At 64.6% G+C, this 16,388-nt stretch carries 27 protein-coding genes, 1 tRNA gene and 1 pseudogene; 3 read left to right on the forward strand and 26 right to left on the reverse strand.

Annotated features, from left to right (window positions below):
• The 24 genes from HUU99_RS15420 to rpsL all read right to left on the reverse strand — a co-directional run.
• A partial coding sequence (locus HUU99_RS15420) for a hypothetical protein (RefSeq protein ID WP_217430840.1) occupies positions 1-182 on the reverse strand: 182 nt, incomplete at its 3' end.
• Positions 183-185: 3 nt separating this feature from the next.
• Positions 186-536: a 50S ribosomal protein L18 gene (gene rplR, locus HUU99_RS14415; protein ID WP_174287276.1), complete on the reverse strand. Its 351-nt coding sequence runs from the start codon at positions 534-536 to the stop codon at positions 186-188.
• A complete protein-coding gene (gene rplF / locus HUU99_RS14420) occupies positions 536-1,069 on the reverse strand; it encodes a 50S ribosomal protein L6 (RefSeq protein ID WP_174287277.1) in 534 nt (177 codons plus the stop codon). Before rplF ends, rplR begins: the two co-directional genes overlap by 1 nt.
• On the reverse strand, positions 1,069-1,464 hold the full coding sequence (rpsH, locus tag HUU99_RS14425) for a 30S ribosomal protein S8 (protein ID WP_174287278.1): 396 nt from the start codon (positions 1,462-1,464) through the stop codon (positions 1,069-1,071). The genes rplF and rpsH overlap by 1 nt, the downstream gene beginning before the upstream one ends.
• A gap of 9 nt (positions 1,465-1,473) precedes the next feature.
• Positions 1,474-1,779, reverse strand: coding sequence for a 30S ribosomal protein S14 (gene rpsN, locus HUU99_RS14430; RefSeq protein ID WP_174287279.1), 306 nt, complete (start codon positions 1,777-1,779; stop codon positions 1,474-1,476).
• A gap of 84 nt (positions 1,780-1,863) precedes the next feature.
• Complete coding sequence (gene rplE / locus HUU99_RS14435) at positions 1,864-2,445, reverse strand: 50S ribosomal protein L5 (protein ID WP_174287280.1); 582 nt, start codon at positions 2,443-2,445, stop codon at positions 1,864-1,866.
• Positions 2,438-2,755, reverse strand: coding sequence for a 50S ribosomal protein L24 (rplX, locus tag HUU99_RS14440; protein WP_174287281.1), 318 nt, complete (start codon positions 2,753-2,755; stop codon positions 2,438-2,440). The genes rplE and rplX overlap by 8 nt, the downstream gene beginning before the upstream one ends.
• Positions 2,755-3,123: a 50S ribosomal protein L14 gene (gene rplN / locus HUU99_RS14445; protein WP_174287282.1), complete on the reverse strand. Its 369-nt coding sequence runs from the start codon at positions 3,121-3,123 to the stop codon at positions 2,755-2,757. Before rplN ends, rplX begins: the two co-directional genes overlap by 1 nt.
• A 169-nt stretch (positions 3,124-3,292) precedes the next feature.
• On the reverse strand, positions 3,293-3,583 hold the full coding sequence (rpsQ, locus tag HUU99_RS14450) for a 30S ribosomal protein S17 (RefSeq protein ID WP_174287283.1): 291 nt from the start codon (positions 3,581-3,583) through the stop codon (positions 3,293-3,295).
• Between the two features lie 10 nt (positions 3,584-3,593).
• The gene (rpmC, locus tag HUU99_RS14455) at positions 3,594-3,809 is read right to left on the reverse strand and encodes a 50S ribosomal protein L29 (RefSeq protein ID WP_254603251.1); all 216 of its coding nucleotides are present in this window, start codon (positions 3,807-3,809) and stop codon (positions 3,594-3,596) included.
• Between the two features lies 1 nt (position 3,810).
• Positions 3,811-4,245 (reverse strand): 50S ribosomal protein L16, encoded by a 435-nt coding sequence (gene rplP / locus HUU99_RS14460; RefSeq protein ID WP_174287284.1) that lies wholly within the window; start codon positions 4,243-4,245, stop codon positions 3,811-3,813.
• 25 nt (positions 4,246-4,270) lie between these two features.
• A complete protein-coding gene (gene rpsC, locus HUU99_RS14465) occupies positions 4,271-4,978 on the reverse strand; it encodes a 30S ribosomal protein S3 (protein WP_174287285.1) in 708 nt (235 codons plus the stop codon).
• Positions 4,978-5,355 (reverse strand): 50S ribosomal protein L22, encoded by a 378-nt coding sequence (rplV, locus tag HUU99_RS14470; RefSeq protein ID WP_174287286.1) that lies wholly within the window; start codon positions 5,353-5,355, stop codon positions 4,978-4,980. The genes rpsC and rplV overlap by 1 nt, the downstream gene beginning before the upstream one ends.
• Positions 5,355-5,630 carry a 30S ribosomal protein S19 gene (rpsS, locus tag HUU99_RS14475; RefSeq protein ID WP_151955496.1) on the reverse strand — a complete coding sequence of 92 codons (276 nt, stop codon included), beginning with the start codon at positions 5,628-5,630 and terminating at the stop codon, positions 5,355-5,357. Before rpsS ends, rplV begins: the two co-directional genes overlap by 1 nt.
• Position 5,631: 1 nt before the next feature.
• Complete coding sequence (gene rplB / locus HUU99_RS14480; protein ID WP_174287287.1) at positions 5,632-6,486, reverse strand: 50S ribosomal protein L2; 855 nt, start codon at positions 6,484-6,486, stop codon at positions 5,632-5,634.
• A 4-nt stretch (positions 6,487-6,490) separates the two neighbouring features.
• Positions 6,491-6,802 (reverse strand): 50S ribosomal protein L23, encoded by a 312-nt coding sequence (locus HUU99_RS14485; protein WP_174287288.1) that lies wholly within the window; start codon positions 6,800-6,802, stop codon positions 6,491-6,493.
• Entirely contained in the window at positions 6,795-7,421 is a 627-nt protein-coding gene (gene rplD / locus HUU99_RS14490) for a 50S ribosomal protein L4 (protein WP_174287289.1), read from the reverse strand. Before rplD ends, HUU99_RS14485 begins: the two co-directional genes overlap by 8 nt.
• A 2-nt stretch (positions 7,422-7,423) precedes the next feature.
• Positions 7,424-8,176 (reverse strand): 50S ribosomal protein L3, encoded by a 753-nt coding sequence (gene rplC, locus HUU99_RS14495; RefSeq protein ID WP_174287290.1) that lies wholly within the window; start codon positions 8,174-8,176, stop codon positions 7,424-7,426.
• A gap of 239 nt (positions 8,177-8,415) precedes the next feature.
• A complete protein-coding gene (gene rpsJ, locus HUU99_RS14500) occupies positions 8,416-8,724 on the reverse strand; it encodes a 30S ribosomal protein S10 (protein ID WP_007406109.1) in 309 nt (102 codons plus the stop codon).
• Between the two features lie 352 nt (positions 8,725-9,076).
• Complete coding sequence (gene tuf / locus HUU99_RS14505; RefSeq protein WP_174287291.1) at positions 9,077-10,270, reverse strand: elongation factor Tu; 1,194 nt, start codon at positions 10,268-10,270, stop codon at positions 9,077-9,079.
• 202 nt (positions 10,271-10,472) lie between these two features.
• The gene (gene fusA / locus HUU99_RS14510) at positions 10,473-12,548 is read right to left on the reverse strand and encodes an elongation factor G (RefSeq protein WP_174287292.1); all 2,076 of its coding nucleotides are present in this window, start codon (positions 12,546-12,548) and stop codon (positions 10,473-10,475) included.
• 47 nt (positions 12,549-12,595) lie between these two features.
• Entirely contained in the window at positions 12,596-12,865 is a 270-nt protein-coding gene (locus tag HUU99_RS14515; protein WP_174287293.1) for a hypothetical protein, read from the reverse strand.
• A 30-nt stretch (positions 12,866-12,895) separates the two neighbouring features.
• Positions 12,896-13,366 carry a 30S ribosomal protein S7 gene (rpsG, locus tag HUU99_RS14520; protein WP_174287294.1) on the reverse strand — a complete coding sequence of 157 codons (471 nt, stop codon included), beginning with the start codon at positions 13,364-13,366 and terminating at the stop codon, positions 12,896-12,898.
• Positions 13,367-13,426: 60 nt separating this feature from the next.
• Entirely contained in the window at positions 13,427-13,798 is a 372-nt protein-coding gene (gene rpsL / locus HUU99_RS14525; RefSeq protein WP_019516007.1) for a 30S ribosomal protein S12, read from the reverse strand.
• Positions 13,799-14,049: 251 nt separating this feature from the next.
• On the opposite strand from rpsL, the gene HUU99_RS14530 reads away from it, so the two are divergent.
• A complete protein-coding gene (locus HUU99_RS14530) occupies positions 14,050-14,346 on the forward strand; it encodes a hypothetical protein (RefSeq protein WP_174287295.1) in 297 nt (98 codons plus the stop codon).
• A gap of 30 nt (positions 14,347-14,376) precedes the next feature.
• Positions 14,377-14,781 carry a bactofilin family protein gene (locus HUU99_RS14535; RefSeq protein WP_174287296.1) on the forward strand — a complete coding sequence of 135 codons (405 nt, stop codon included), beginning with the start codon at positions 14,377-14,379 and terminating at the stop codon, positions 14,779-14,781.
• On the opposite strand, the gene HUU99_RS14540 is transcribed toward HUU99_RS14535, so the two are convergent.
• A complete protein-coding gene (locus tag HUU99_RS14540) occupies positions 14,778-15,833 on the reverse strand; it encodes an alpha/beta fold hydrolase (protein WP_174287297.1) in 1,056 nt (351 codons plus the stop codon). The two genes, HUU99_RS14535 and HUU99_RS14540, sit on opposite strands and share 4 nt — an antisense overlap.
• A gap of 131 nt (positions 15,834-15,964) precedes the next feature.
• On the opposite strand from HUU99_RS14540, the gene HUU99_RS14545 reads away from it, so the two are divergent.
• Positions 15,965-16,040: transfer RNA gene (locus HUU99_RS14545), tRNA-Trp, on the forward strand.
• A gap of 9 nt (positions 16,041-16,049) precedes the next feature.
• Here the strand turns inward: HUU99_RS14545 and HUU99_RS14550 are convergent.
• Positions 16,050-16,388, reverse strand: a pseudogene (locus HUU99_RS14550) (EF-hand domain-containing protein); the annotation flags it as partial.

The following is a 16,388-nucleotide window of genomic DNA, read 5'->3' on the forward strand; positions in this document are numbered from 1 at the left end:
CCGCCGGGGCCACCGCGACCGCCACCGCCGCCGGGACCGCCACGACCGCGGCCGCCGCCGCCGCCCTGGCCCTGATAACCGCCACCGGCACCAGCGCCGGTGTTAGCGCCGGCATCGCCGGCGGAAGTCTCGGGCACGGCGGGGTTGCCGGGCTGGGACTGGATATCGTTGGTATCGGCCATGTCTTAGAACTCCAATCCGGCTTCGCGCGCGGCATCGGCCAGCGCCTTGACGCGGCCGTGGTAGAGAAAGCCGCCGCGATCGAACACGACCTGCGTGACACCGGCCGCCTTCGCGGCTTCCGCCACGCGCTTGCCGACGTCGCTCGCCGCGGCGATGTTCGCGCCCGAACCCTCGAAGCCCGTCAACGTCGACGCCGACGCCAGCGTCGTGCCGGCCTTGTCGTCGATCACCTGGGCATAGATATGCTTGCCCGAACGATGGACATGGAGCCGCGGACGGATCCCGGCACGCGCCCTGAGCGCGGTCCGGTTGCGACGGCGGCGCTTTGCGAAAAGAGAGAGACCCTTGGTCATTACTTCTTCTTCCCTTCCTTGCGGAAGATGAACTCACCGTCGTACTTGATCCCCTTGCCCTTGTAAGGCTCGGGCTTGCGCCAGCGGCGGATCTCGGCGGCCAGCTGACCGACCTTCTGCTTGTCCGATCCGCTGATCTCGACGGTCGTGTTGTCGGGCGTCTTCACCTCAAGGCCTTCCGGCACATCGATGTTGACGTCGTGGCTGTAGCCGAGCTGGAGCTTCAGGCTGCGACCCTGCGCTGCGGCGCGGTAGCCGACGCCGGTGATCAGCAGCTTCCTGGTGAAGCCGTCGGTCACGCCGGTTACCAGATTCTGCACCATCGTGCGCTGCATGCCCCAGAAGGCCCGCGCCTGCTTGCTGTCGTTGGCCGGCTTCACCGAAATGGTGCCATCCTCGACCGCATAGGCGATTTCGTCGCGCAGCACGAGCGTCAGGATGCCCTTGGGACCCTTCACGCTCAGCGTGCCGTCGTTGATCGTCGCGGTGACGCCAGCCGGGACCGGGACCGCCTTCTTGCCGATGCGGCTCATCAGAACACCTCCGCGAGGACTTCGCCGCCGACATTGTGCTCGCGCGCTTCGGCATCCGAGAGCACGCCGCGGGGCGTCGAGACGATGGTGATGCCGAGGCCGTTCATGATGCGCGGCAGCTCCTGCGAGCCGCTGTACACCCGGCGACCGGGCTTGGAGACGCGCGCGACATGCTTGATCGCGGGCTGACCCTCGAAATATTTCAGCTCGATGCGAAGGCCGGCGGCGGGGCCCATCTGCTCGTCGCTATAGCCGCGGATATAGCCTTCGCGCTGCAGCACGTCGAGCACGCGGACGCGCAGCTTCGACGCGGGCGAAAGGACGCTGTCCTTCTTCGCGCGCTGGCCGTTGCGGATGCGGGTGAGCAGGTCACCCACGGGATCGGTCACTGCCATGATGCTTCCTTACCAGCTCGACTTCGTGAGGCCGGGAATCAGGCCCTTATTGCCCAATTCACGCAGCATGATCCGCGACAGGCCGAACTTGCGATAATTGCCGCGCGGCCGGCCCGTCAGCTGGCAGCGATTGCGGATCCGCGTGCGGTTCGCATTGCGCGGCAATTCCGCCATCTTCAACCGGGCGATCAGCCGCTCGCCATCGTCGAGCGTCTTGTCGTTCGCCTTGGCCTTCAGCGCCGCGTATTTCGAGGCATACTGCTTGACCATGCGCTTGCGACGCTCGTTCTTGTTCACTGAACTCAGTTTCGCCATCGACTTAAGTTCTTTCTCTCTTTTGTTCACCCGCGAAGGCGGGTGCCCGGTCTGGGTCCCCGCCTTCGCGCAGCCACAAGGTCGTTACGCCGCCTTCTTCTCGGCAGCTTCTTCTTCGATCGGGAACGGGAAACCGAACAGCCGGAGCAGCTCGCGCGCCTCGTCGTCGGTCTTCGCGGTCGTCGTCACGATCACGTCCATGCCGCGGACCTTGTCGATCCGGTCATAGTTGATCTCGGGGAACACGATCTGCTCCTTCAGGCCGCAGGCGTAATTGCCGCGACCGTCGAAGCTCTTCGGGTTCAGCCCGCGGAAATCGCGAACGCGGGGAAGCGCGATCGTGATGAAGCGGTCGAGGAACTCGTACATCCGCTCGCGGCGAAGCGTGACCTTCACGCCGATCGGCATGCCCTCGCGCAGCTTGAACTGCGCGATCGACTTCTTCGCCTTGGTGACGACGGGCTTCTGACCTGCGATCAGCTCCATCTCGCCGGCGGCCTGGTCGACCTTCTTCTTGTCCTGGGTCGCTTCGCCCACGCCCATGTTGAGCGTGATCTTCTCGATCCGGGGCACTTCCATGGCGTTCCTGTAGCCGAACTTCTCGGTCATCGCCTTGGCGACCTCGTCGTCGTACTTCGCCTTCATGCGGGGCTTGTAATCAGACATCGATCTGGTCTCCGGTCTTGACCGCGATGCGGACCTTCTTGCCGTCCTTGGTCTCGAAACGAACGCGGGTCGCCTTGCCGTCCGCGGTGACGTGCGCCACCTTGGAGACGTGCATCGGCGCTTCGCTGCGCTTCAGGCCACCTTGCGGGTCGCCCTGCGTCGGCTTGGTGTGGCGGACCGCGATGTTCACGCCCGACACGACGACCTTGCCGTCCTTGGGCATCGACATCGTGACTTCGCCGGTCTTGCCCTTGTCCTTGCCGGACAGGACGATGACCTTGTCACCCTTCTTGATACGAGCGGACGCCATTACAGCACCTCCGGCGCGAGCGAGATGATCTTCATGTGCTTGCGACCGCGCAGTTCGCGGACCACGGGCCCGAAGATACGGGTGCCGATCGGCTCCTCGTTCTTGTTGACCAGTACCGCCGCGTTCGAATCGAACCGGATCACCGAACCGTCCGCGCGGCGGATGTCCTTGGCGGTCCGGACGATCACCGCGCGGTGGACGTCGCCCTTCTTCACGCGGCCGCGGGGCTGCGCTTCCTTGATCGAGACGACGATGATGTCGCCGACGCTGGCCGTGCGGCGCTTGGACCCGCCAAGCACCTTGATGCACTGCACCCGCTTCGCGCCGCTATTGTCAGCGACGTCGAGATTGGACTGCATCTGGATCATCGATCCGCTTCCTTCTCACCTATGGCTCCGATACCGACCGGAAACCTGCTTAAGCTCCACCCCCGCGAAGGCGGGGGCCCAGTACCGAGCTGCTGCGCAATGCAGATCAGCGCTCAATTACTCAACGGCTCGCACCTGGGCCCCCGCCTTCGCGGGGGTGGTGTAGCCTTCAGGCCGCCGCGGCCTCTTCGCCCGACAGCTCGACCCGTTCGGGCGTCGCATGGGTGTTCACCCGATCGACGACCTTCCAGGTCTTCAGCTTGGAGATCGGTGCGGTCTCTTCGATCCGCACGGTTTCGCCCTGCTTGTATTCGTTCGCCTCGTCATGGGCGTGGTACTTTTTCGAACGGCGGATGATCTTGCCGTAGAGCGGGTGCTTGACCTTGCGCTCCACGTTCACGACCACCGTCTTGTTGCCCTTGTCGGACACGATCAGTCCGGTCAGCACGCGCTTCGGCATGATATTGTCCTTACTTGGCCGCGCCAGCGCCGGTGCGCTGGGCTTGCATGGTCTTGATCCGGGCGATGTCGCGACGGACTTCGCGGACGCGACTCGGCTTTTCGAGCTGGTTCGTCGCCGCCTGGAAGCGGAGGTTGAACTGCTCGCGCTTCAGATTGCCGAGGCTCTCGTTCAGCTGGTCGTCGCTCTGGCCGACGAGATCGATCTTGGGGGTAGCCTTGGCCATCTTACTCGCCTCCGAGGTGGCTGGTGTCGCCCAGGCGGGCGACGACCTTCACTTTGATCGGCAGCTTCATCGCTGCCCGCTCGAACGCCTCAGCGGCGATCTTGCCCTCGACGCCGTCGAGTTCGAACAGGATCCGGCCGGGCTTCACGCGTGCCGCCCAGAATTCCGGCGAACCCTTGCCCTTGCCCATGCGGACTTCGGCGGGCTTCGACGAGATCGGCACGTCGGGGAAGATGCGGATCCACAAACGCCCCTGGCGCTTGATGTGACGCGTGATCGCCCGCCTGGCCGCCTCGATCTGGCGTGCGGTGATCCGGTCGGGCTCCATCGCCTTCAGCCCGAACGAGCCGAAGTTGAGCGACGAACCGCCCTTGGCATCGCCGTGGATCCGGCCCTTGAAGGCCTTGCGGAACTTGGTGCGCTTTGGCTGCAACATGTCGTGTAATCCTTAACGACGCCGGTTAACGACGGTCATCGCGCGCGGGGCGCACGCCGGAGGTCTGAGCCTCCATCATCAGCCGGTCCTGCGACATCGGATCATGGCCGAGGATCTCGCCCTTGAAGACCCAGACCTTGACGCCGCAGACGCCGTAGGACGTGTGCGCGGTCGCTTCGGCATAGTCGATGTTCGCCCGCAGCGTGTGAAGCGGCACCCGGCCTTCGCGGTAGCTTTCCGAACGCGCGATTTCCGCGCCGCCCAGACGGCCGCCACAGGCGACGCGGATACCCTCCGCACCCAGACGAAGCGCGGACTGGACCGCACGCTTCATCGCACGGCGGAACGCGATGCGGCGCTCCAGCTGATCCGCGATCCCCTGCGCGACCAGTTTGGCGTCGACTTCCGGCTTGCGGATCTCGACGATGTTCAGCGACACCGTGGATGCGGTCATCTTGCCGATCGTGCCGCGCAGCTTCTCGATATCCGCGCCCTTCTTGCCGATGATGACACCGGGACGCGCCGCGTAGATCGAGATGCGGCACAGCTTGGCCGGACGCTCGATGACCACCTTCGAGATCGCGGCCTGGGGCAGCGACGTCATGATGAAGGTGCGGATCTTCAGATCCTCCAGGAGGAGACGACCATAATCGGCCCCTTCCGCGAACCAGCGGCTGTCCCAGGTGCGGTTGATCTGCAGGCGCAGACCAATCGGGTTGCTCTTCTGACCCATTATGCTTCTTCCTGCTCGCGGACGACGATACGAAGCCGCGAGAACGGCTTCAGGATGCGCGTCGACTTGCCGCGGCCGCGGGTGGCGAAGCGCTTCATGACGATGCCCTTGCCGACGCTGGCCTCGGCGACGACGAGCGCGTCGACGTCGAGATTGTGGTTGTTCTCGGCATTGGCGATCGCGGACGCGAGCACCTTGCGCGCCTCGACAGCCATGCCCTTCGTCGAGAAGGTCAGGATGTTGAGCGCGTCGCCGGCCTTCTTGCCGCGGATCAGCCCCGCGACCAGGTTCAGCTTCTGCGCGGACCCCCGGATCTGCGTACCGACCGACAAGGCTTCCTTGTCGCCGACCTTGCGCGGGCTTGCTTGCTTCGACATCAGCGCTTGCCCTTCTTGTCCGCGGCGTGACCCGGGAAATACCGCGTTGGCGCGAACTCGCCGAGCTTCATGCCGACCATGTCCTCGTTGACCGACACCGGCACGAACTTGCGGCCGTTATAGACGTTGAACGTCAGGCCGACGAACTGCGGCAGGATGGTGGAACGGCGCGACCAGGTCTTGATCGGCGCACGGCCACCCGAATCCTGCGCGGTCTCCGCCTTCTTGAGCAGGCTCAGTTCGACGAACGGCCCCTTCCAGACTGAACGAGCCATCTTAGCCCTTCCTCTTCGTCGAATGACGCGACCGGATGATCATCTTGTCGGTCGACTTGTTGTGACGGGTGCGGGCACCCTTGGTGGGCTTGCCCCACGGGGTCACCGGATGACGACCGCCCGAGGTCCGGCCTTCGCCACCGCCATGCGGATGGTCGACCGGGTTCTTGGCGACGCCGCGCGTCAGCGGGCGGATGCCCATCCAGCGCGAACGACCGGCCTTGCCGAAATTCTGGTTCTGGTTGTCGGGGTTCGACACCGCGCCGACCGTCGCCATGCAATCGCTGCGGATATAGCGCTGCTCGCCCGAATTCAGGCGCACCATCACCATGCCCTTGTCGCGACCGACCACCTGCACATAGGTGCCGGCCGACCGTGCGATCTGCCCGCCCTTCATCGGCTTCATCTCCACATTGTGGACGATGGTGCCGACGGGCATCTGGCCCAGTTCCATGGCATTGCCCGGCTTCACGTCGGTCTTCTTCGCGGCGAGCACCTTGTCGCCGACCGCAAGCCGCTGCGGCGCGATGATGTACGCGACGTTGGGCTTGCCTTCCGGCGTGTCGCCATAGTTGATGAGCGCGATGAAGGCGGTGCGGTTGGGATCATATTCGATCCGTTCGACGGTGCCCTCGACGTCCCACAAGCGACGCTTGAAATCGATATGGCGATAGCTCTGCTTGTGGCCGCCGGCGATGCCGCGCGAGGTCACGTGACCCTTGTTGTTGCGGCCGCCGGTCTTGTGCTTGCCTTCGGTCAGCGCCTTGACGGGCTTGCCCTTCCACAGCGACGACTTGTCGACGAGGACGAGACCACGCCGTGCCGGGCTGGTCGGATTATAATGCTTGAGTGCCATATCCTCAGACCCCCGTCGTCACGTCGATGGACTGACCGTCCTTGAGCGTCACGATCGCCTTCTTGATGTCGGATTTCGTGTAGGGCGTGCCCTTCCACTTCTTCGTCTTGCCCTTCTGGACGATCGTATTCACGCCCAGGACGTCGACGCCGAACAATGCTTCCACTGCGGCCTTGATCTCGGGCTTGGTCGCGTCGTTCGCGACCTTGAACACCACGGCGTTGTGCTCGCTGAGCAGCGTCGCCTTCTCGGTGATGTGCGGACCGACGATCACGTCATAGTGACGGATGTCGACCGACTTCTGCGGCTTAGCCATTGAAGCGCGCCTCCAGCTTTTCGACCGCGGCGCGGGTCAGCACCAGCGTGTCATGCTTCAGGATGTCGTAGACGTTGGCACCGGCCGCCGGCAGGACGTTGATGTCGTGCAAATTGCCCGCGGCGAACGCGAAGCTCGTCTCGACCATGTCGCCGTCGATCACCAGCGTCTTGCCGAAGCCGAGCTTGGCGAGATCGCCCTTCAGCGTCTTCGTCTTGCCGCCGTCGACGACCAGGCTGTCCATGACGAACAGCGAGCCCGCCTTGGCATGGCTGCTGAGCGCCATCTTCAGGCCGAGCGCGCGGATCTTCTTGTTCAGCGATGGATTGAAATCGCGAACGCGAGCACCATGCGCCTTGCCGCCGCCGATGAAGACGGGCGCGCGGCGATCGCCGTGACGCGCCGTACCGCCGCCCTTCTGGCGACCGAACTTCTTGCCGGTGCGCGCCACATCGGCGCGCTCACGCGTGCCGCGTGCCGTCTCGCGACGCTTCTCGAGCTGCCAGGTGACGACGCGGTGCAGGATGTCGGCGCGCGGATCGAGGCCGAAGACCTCGTCGTTGAGTTCGACGTCCGCGATGCCTGCGTCGTCTGCGAAGGAATGAACCTTGACCTTCACGTTCAGCCCTCCTGGCCATCGGTCGCGACCGGCGCCTCGGCCGTGTCGGCCGGGGTGTCGGAGGCGGTGTTGCTGTTCGCGGCGCTCTTCAGCCCGGCGGGGAACGGTGCGGCGTCGGGACGCGCGACCTTGACCGAGTCCTTGACGAACAACCAGCCACCCTTCGATCCGGGCACCGAGCCCTTGACGAACAGAAGGCCGCGCTCGACGTCGGTCGATACGATTTCGAGGTTCTGCTGGGTGCGGAACTTGTCGCCCATGTGCCCGGCCATCTTCTTGTTCTTGAAGACCTTGCCCGGATCCTGGCGCTGGCCGGTCGACCCCAGCGAACGGTGCGAGACCGAAACGCCGTGGGTGGCGCGAAGGCCCTTGAAGCCCCAGCGCTTCATGCCGCCCTGGAAACCCTTGCCCTGCGTCTTGCCCTGGATGTCGACGATCTGGCCCGCGACATAATGGTCGGCGGAGATTTCCGCGCCAACGTCGAGAAGGCCGTCCGCATCGACGCGGAACTCGTGGATGACCGCCTTCAGCGCCACTTCGGCCTTGCCGAAATGGCCGCGCTCGGGCTTCGAGACATTCTTCGCCTTGGCGACGCCTGCGCCAAGCTGGACGGCGGTGTAGCCGTCACGATCCATTTCGCGAACGGAAATGACCTGGTTGCCTTCGAGCGCCAGGACGGTGACCGGCACGTGCCGACCGTCATCCTGGAACAGGCGGGTCATCCCCATCTTCTTCGCGATCACGCCAGTGCGCATGATCCTTGCTCCCTACAGAGGCACCCGCACGATTGCAGGGTGCTTGCGGCTCGCAGACGGGATGCCCCGATGCGACCCAATCAGCCCGGATAAAGCGAAGCGTGCCCCCGTCCCGGGCTGGTGTTCCTGCAAACGCAAAAACGTGACGGGAGACGCTGTCCTAACCGCCGAAGCGGCTAGCGGTATCTCAATGTCGTTGCTCCCGGAGGACCTTCCGGTCGACCGCGGGAAGCGAGCCCTTAGGCCAGCTTGATCTCGACGTCAACGCCTGCCGCGAGGTCCAGCTTCATCAAGGCATCGACCGTCTGCGGTGTCGGCTGCACGATGTCGAGCATGCGCTTGTAGGTGCGCACCTCGAACTGCTCGCGCGACTTCTTGTCGATGTGCGGGCCGCGGTTGACCGTGAACTTCTCGATGCGCGTCGGCAACGGGATCGGGCCACGGATCAGCGCGCCGGTGCGGCGCGCGGTGTCGGCGATGTCGCCGGTCGCCTGGTCGAGCACGCGGTGATCGAACGCCTTCAGGCGAATGCGGATGTTGCTGTCCATGGTCCCTACCGATGCGAAAGATGACGGCCCCGGCCGTCACCCCCGCGATGGGTTCCCATCAAAGTATTACTTTGATGGGGCCCGTTGGCGGGGGGCTCGTGCCGCTGGCGTCGCGCCGGCGGGTTGAGATCCCAGCCTTCGCTGGGATGACGGAGAAAGAACCGTACTTGAAAACTGGAGGAGCGCCCTTAGCGACACCCCTGAAAAAAGGCAACCGCCCTGCGCGCATTTCTGCGCGATGGGCGGAGGCTCATCCATTCCGTCATGCCGGGCTCGTCCCGGCATCCCGAGCCACGAACACGACGCTCGTGGCTCTGGACCCCGGCACAAGGCCGGGGTGACGAAGGACAGCTTACTTGGTGATGCCGCTCACCACGCCTGCGCCGACGGTACGACCGCCCTCGCGGATCGTGAAGCGCTGGCCGACATCCATGGCGATCGGCGCGATCAGCTTGATGCCGAGCGCGACGTTGTCGCCGGGCATGACCATCTCGGTGCCCTCGGGCAGTTCGACGGTGCCGGTCACGTCCGTCGTGCGGAAGTAGAATTGCGGACGGTAATTGGCGAAGAACGGCGTGTGACGGCCACCCTCTTCCTTCGACAGCACGTACACTTCCGACGAGAAGTCCGTGTGCGGCTTGATCGTGCCGGGCTTGCAGAGAACCTGGCCACGCTCGACCTCGTCACGCGCCACGCCGCGGATCAGCGCGCCGACGTTATCGCCGGCCTGGCCCTGGTCGAGCAGCTTGCGGAACATCTCGACGCCGGTAACCGTGGTCTTGCGGACGGTCGGGTGGATACCGACGATCTCGACTTCCTCGCCGACCTTGACGATGCCGGTCTCGACGCGGCCGGTGACGACCGTACCGCGACCTGAAATCGAGAACACGTCCTCGATCGGCATCATGAACGGCTTGTCGAGCGGACGCTCGGGCTGCGGGATATACTCGTCGACCGCCTTCATCAGCGCCAGCACGGCGTCCTTGCCGAACGTGTCGTTCGAACCCGACAGCGCGCACGTCGCCGAACCCTGGATGATCGGAATGTCGTCGCCCGGGAAATCGTACGAGCTGAGCAGCTCGCGGATTTCCAGTTCGACCAGCTCGAGGATCTCGGCGTCGTCGACCAGATCGACCTTGTTCATGAACACCACCATCGCCGGCACGCCGACCTGGCGGGCGAGCAGGATGTGCTCGCGCGTCTGCGGCATCGGGCCGTCGGTCGCCGACACGACCAGGATCGCGCCGTCCATCTGGGCGGCACCGGTGATCATGTTCTTCACATAATCGGCGTGGCCGGGGCAATCGACATGCGCATAATGGCGTGCGGTCGTCTCGTACTCGACGTGCGCGGTCGAGATCGTGATGCCGCGCTCACGCTCTTCGGGCGCCTTGTCGATGTTCGCGAAATCGACGGCGGTGCCGCCGGTCGTCTCGGCGAGCACCTTGGTGATCGCGGCGGTCAGCGACGTCTTGCCGTGATCGACGTGGCCGATCGTGCCGATGTTAAGATGCGGCTTGTTCCGCTCGAATTTTGCCTTGGCCATTGCTTTCCTACCTTGTGATTCGAATTCCGGGGCCGCCGGGCCACACGCGAAGGCGCGCCCTTAGCGATAGTTTGTTTCCGACACCAGCCCTTCCCGCATCCGTCATACCGGGCTCGTCCCGGTATCCAGGGCCAGGTGGACAACCGATGTTGTGCCCCGAACCCTGGCCCCCGGCACAAGGCCGGGGTGACAGTAGTCGAAATCAGGCCAATTTGGCTTTCACCTCGTCGGCGACGTTCGCGGGCACTTCGTCGTAATGCGAGAACTGCATGCTGTACTGCGCGCGCCCCTGCGTGAACGAGCGCAGCTGGTTGACGTATCCGAACATGTTCGCCAGCGGCACCATCGCCTCGACGGTCTGCGCGTTGCCGCGGCTGTCGGTGCCCTGGATCTGGCCGCGACGGCTGTTCATGTCGCCGATGACGTCGCCCAGATAATCCTCAGGCGTCACGACCTCGACCTTCATGATCGGCTCGAGCAGTTTAATGCCGGCCTTCTGCGCGGCTTCGCGCATCGCGCCGCGGGCACAGATTTCGAACGCGAGCGCCGACGAGTCGACGTCGTGATACTTGCCGTCGATCAGGTGCACCTCGAAATCGATGATCGGGAAGCCGATCAGCGACCCCGTCTGCGCCGTCTCGCGCATGCCCTTCTCGACCGAGGGGATATATTCCTTGGGAATATTGCCGCCCTTGATCTCGTCGAAGAACTGGTAGCCCGAACCACGCTCGCCGGGGACGACCTTCACCTTCACCTCGCCGAACTGGCCCGAGCCGCCCGACTGCTTCTTGTGGGTGTAGGTCAGCTCGACCGGCTTGCCGAGATATTCGCGGTACGCCACCTGCGGCGCGCCGACATTCGCCTCGACCTTGAACTCGCGACGCATGCGGTCGACCAGGATTTCGAGGTGAAGCTCGCCCATCCCCTTGATGATCGTCTGGCCGCTCTCGGCGTCCGAGGACACGCGGAACGACGGGTCCTCGCGCGCCAGGCGATTGAGCGCGACGCCCATCTTCTCCTGGTCGGCCTTGGTCTTGGGTTCCACCGACAGCTCGATGACGGGCTCGGGGAACTCCATCCGCTCCAGGATGATCGGCGCGTTCTGCGCGCACAGCGTATCGCCGGTCGTGGTATCCTTCAGCCCGGCCAGCGCGACGATGTCGCCCGCGAACGCCTCCTGGATGTCCTCGCGGCTGTTCGCATGCATCAGCAGCATGCGGCCGACCTTTTCCTTCTTGTCCTTGACCGAATTCATGACCATCGACGCGGTGTCCATCTTGCCCGAATAGATGCGGGCGAAGGTCAGCGTGCCGACGAAAGGATCGTTCATGATCTTGAACGCCAGCGCCGACATCGGCGCGTCGTCCGCAGGCGGCCGGCTGTCGGGCGTTTCGCCGTCGAGCTTCAGGCCTTCGACGTCCTTGATGTCCAATGGGCTCGGCAGATAATCGACGACACCGTCCAGCAGCGGCTGAACGCCCTTGTTCTTGAACGCCGAACCGCACAGCACGGGAACGAACGAGAAGTTCAGCGTGCCCTTGCGGATCAGCGCCTTCAGTTCGGCGGTCGTGGGTTCGGTCCCCTCCAGATACGCCTCCATGAGGTCGTCGTCCTGCTCGACCGCCATTTCGATCAGCTCGCTGCGCGCCGTCGCCGCCGCCGCCTTCAAGTCGTCGGGTATCTCGGTGATCTCGAACTTCGCGCCCAGGCTTTCCTCGAGCCAGATGATCGCATTGTTGTTGACCAGATCGACGAGGCCCTTGAACCCGCCCTCGATGCCGATCGGCAGGTACAGCACGGCCGGACGCGCACCGAGGCGATCCTTGATCATCGCGACGCACCGCTCGAAGCTCGCGCCGGTGCGGTCGAGCTTGTTGACGAAGCACATCCGCGGAACATGATATTTCTCGGCCTGGCGCCACACCGTCTCGGACTGGGGCTCGACACCCGCGACGCCGTCGAAGCATGCGACCGCGCCGTCGAGCACGCGCAGCGAACGCTCGACCTCGATCGTGAAGTCGACGTGCCCCGGCGTGTCGATGATGTTGATGCGGTGATCGTTCCAGAAGCACGTGGTCGCAGCCGACGTGATCGTGATCCCGCGCTCCTGCTCCTGCTCCATCCAGTCCATCGTCGCGGTGCCTTCATGGACCTCGCCGATCTTGTAGGACTTGCCGGTGTAATACAGGATACGCTCGGTCGTCGTCGTCTTGCCGGCGTCGATGTGCGCCATGATGCCGATATTGCGGTACATGCTGAGCGGATGGCTGCGGGCCATGATCGATAGTCCTTGTGAACTTGGGTTCGATGTAGATAATAAGCCGCTTACGCGGAAAGATACTTCAGTAGAGCCAGCGCCGATCCCAGCAGCGCAGCGCCCCCGATCAAGCCTTGCGCCAAGAGCAGCCATGGTGACAACGTCTTGTCGCGATCGATCTTGAGACGCTCGGACTCCAACTTATACTGTTCGGCAACGAGCTTATAGTGCTCGGCATTCAGTTTGTCCGCCTCGGCACGCAACTTGCGCGACTCAGCTTCCAGCCGCGCCGACTGCCGGTTCAGATCGTCGATCGACGCGTCGGGTGCAGTCGCCATCGCCGTACCTCCTTGCCCCCGATATAGCGCCTACCAACGGTAATGCGAGAAGGCGCGGTTGGCTTCGGCCATGCGGTGCGTGTCTTCGCGCTTCTTCACCGCGTTGCCGCGGTTGTTGGCCGCATCCATCAGCTCGCCCGACAACCGTGCGGCCATCGTATTCTCGCTGCGGGCGCGGGCCGCGATGATGAGCCAGCGGATCGCCAGTGCCTGGGCGCGCTCCGGGCGCACTTCGACGGGAACCTGATAGGTCGCACCACCGACACGCCGCGAACGGACCTCGATGCCCGGCTTGATGTTGTTCAACGCATCATGGAACACGCCGATCGGCTCGCGCTTGGCACGCTGCTCGACGGTTTCCATCGCGCCGTAGACGATCAGCTCGGCAACCGACTTCTTGCCGTCATACATGACGGAATTCATGAACTTGGACAGCACCTCGTCCCCGTATTTCGGGTCGGGAAGGATGATGCGCTTTTCGGGGCGACGACGACGTGCCATTTCAAATTCCTTTTGATCTTCAGCGACCCCGGAACATGTCCGGCGCTTACTCTAGCTGGATTACTTGGGACGCTTGGCGCCGTACTTCGAACGCGACTGGCGACGATCCTTCACACCCTGCGTATCGAGCACGCCGCGCAGGACGTGGTAGCGAACGCCGGGAAGATCGCGGACACGACCGCCGCGGATCAGGACCACCGAATGCTCCTGAAGGTTGTGGCCTTCGCCCGGGATGTAGCTGATGACTTCGCGCTGGTTGGTCAGGCGGACCTTGGCCACCTTGCGCAGCGCCGAGTTCGGCTTCTTCGGCGTCGTCGTATAGACGCGCGTGCAGACGCCGCGCTTCTGCGGGTTCTGTTCCATCGCAGGGACCTTGGACTTGGCCTTCTGCGGATCGCGGCCCTTGCGGACCAGCTGGTTGATCGTCGGCATTGAAGCCTTCACCTTTCAAATGGTTACTTTGCTGGAGCCACATGCTCCTCGAATACAAAAAGGACCATGAGGTGCGACATGCGCGCCCACGGTCCTGGAATGCATCCAGCAATGTTCAAGCATACCCGTCGAGGAATCCCCGTCGGGCTGGTCGTGCCTATACCCATCCGGCCCGCGCCGGTCAACCGAGCGTCCGGCCGGCGATCCCGTGCCTTAAGGCGATCGAAACCCGACCCTGCTAGGCCGTCGGCATGACATCGACCTTCGCCTATAACAGCGTCGTCGTCCGCTGTCTGACCGGCGGGGCGACGCGGTCGTTGCCGCCCGTCATCGGCGTCGCGACGCTGGCGGCGAGCGGTCTGGCGCTGACCCTCGCGATGGCCCCGCCCGCGACGATCGATTCGGTGCTGACGGTCGGGTCCATCGGCCTCGCCGCGACGCGCTATGCCGCGACGAAGGGCGGCCGGCGGCGGGCATCGGTCAGGCGGAGGCCGGCAAACGACAATCCGTTGCGCCCCGTTCTGCCGCCTAACCGGCTTTGGTGCTAGCGTCGCGCGCGAATCGCGGGGGAATTGCGGATGTTCGGTGGCAAGGCAGAACGACCGGTGCGGCCTGGCGGCGCTTTGTCGGTGATCGGCGCAGACGTGGCGATCAAAGGCGACGTCATCACGACGTCCGATCTGCACGTCGACGGCGCGATCATGGGCGACATCGATTGCGGGCAGTTGATCCAGGGCGCGTCGAGCCGGATCGAGGGCGTCGTGAAGGCAAGGACCGCCCGACTTGCGGGGACGATCCAGGGGTCGGTCGCCGTCGTCGCGCTCACCATCGAACGAACCGCGCGGATCAGCGGCGACGTGTCCTACGAAACGCTGGCGATCGATGCGGGCGCGCAGGTCGACGGGAAGATGGCGCACCGCGGCGAGAACAAGCCACCCGAACCGCCGCTGCGATTGACCGACACCAGCGACGCGGACGGTTAGCGACGCGGACGGTCGAGCGCGGCGAGCAGTACCGGATCGAACCGTGCCGGATCCTCGACCTGCGGCGCATGACCGAGCCCTTCCAGCCGGGTGATGGTCGCGTCCTTCATCTGCCGTGCCGCGGCGGGCGCGACCAGCGGAATCGCCTCCAGGAAGCGGCGCAGATTGGCCGGCGTCTGCGCACGGCCGAACGCCGTCCGGTCGAGCGTGCCGACGATCAGCGTCGTCGGCGGCGTGATCCGGTACAGTTCATGCGCGACCGGCTGCGTCTTGACCATCTCGCTGGTCTTCGCCTGCGCCAGCGCGACGGCGTCGCGGTTCGCCCCCTGATACATGCCCGCCATCATCCAGACCCAGCGGTCATAGGCCGGCTTCCACGTGCCGTGGTAGTAATTGTCCTGCTCATACGCCTTGATCGTTGCGTAGCTGGTCTTCTTCTCGCTCGCCCACAGGGTATCGAGATCGAGATAGGGCAAGCCCTCTTCGGACCGATCCTTCAGCCCGAGCGGGTTCACCAGGACCAGCCGGTCGACCATCTCGGGATACATGATCGCGAACCGCATCGCGAGCATGCCGCCCAGCGAATGCCCGACGATCGACGCCTTCATGATCCCGCGCGATTCCATCAACCGGCGGGTCAGCGCGGCCATCATCTCGAAGCTGTATTGCGCGGCACGCGGCTTGGACGATTTGCAAAAGCCGATCTGGTCGGGAACGAGCACCCGGTAACCCGCCGCGGTCAGACTGGCGATCGTCGTCTCCCAGGTCGCGCCGCAGAAATTCTTGCCGTGCAGCAGCACGACCGCCCGGCCGTTGGGGCGCGGCGGCGCGATATCCATGAACGCCATGCTCGCGGGCTGGCCGACGATATCGACCGTCAGCATATCGACCGGATGCGGATAGGTGAAACGTTCGAGCATCGGCCCGAAATCGGGCACGCCCGGATCGGTCGCCATCCCCGTCGCGGGGGCGACCAGGACCGCACCCGCCAGCGCACCCATTAGCGCAAGCGCGCCGAACACCGGATCCGCCCCGCGGACGCGTCGTCTCATCGTCTGTCCCCCCGTAGGCCCCCATAGCTGGCCGTCCGATCCACGGCCATCGTTTTGAAGAGGACCGGCACGCTATTTCGCGCGGCTTCCACCTTGCTCCTGTGCGATCGTGGCGTTAAGGGCGAGACGATAGGAGTATAGCTCAGTTGGTAGAGCATCGGTCTCCAAAACCGAGGGCCGTGGGTTCGAGTCCCCCTACTCCTGCCATCACCGCATTCATCGATCGGCCGGGGGTCGGTGGTACCCGCCGCCGCCGGGACCGCGCATCCCGCCGGGTCGCGCGTGGACATGGGGAAGTTCGGCCCAGCTCAGCACGCCGTCCCCGTTCCGGTCGAGCAGCTTGAACCGGCTTACCGCCGCGGCGGCGAATTCGTTGGTGTCGATCCCGCGGTTCATGTTCGTATCGGCCGCGATCACCGGCTCGGGAATGTCCAGATAGCTGTAGCGTCCGGCACCCTGGCGGACGGGCTCCGTCGCTTGCGGCGTGCTGCTGCTCCCCTCGCTGCCGCCGCCGCCGCCGCGCCGACCACCGCCGCCGCCCATTCCGCCGCCGCC

The sequence above is a fragment of the Sphingomonas bacterium genome (assembly GCF_903642285.1).
GTDB lineage: Bacteria > Pseudomonadota > Alphaproteobacteria > Sphingomonadales > Sphingomonadaceae > Sphingomonas.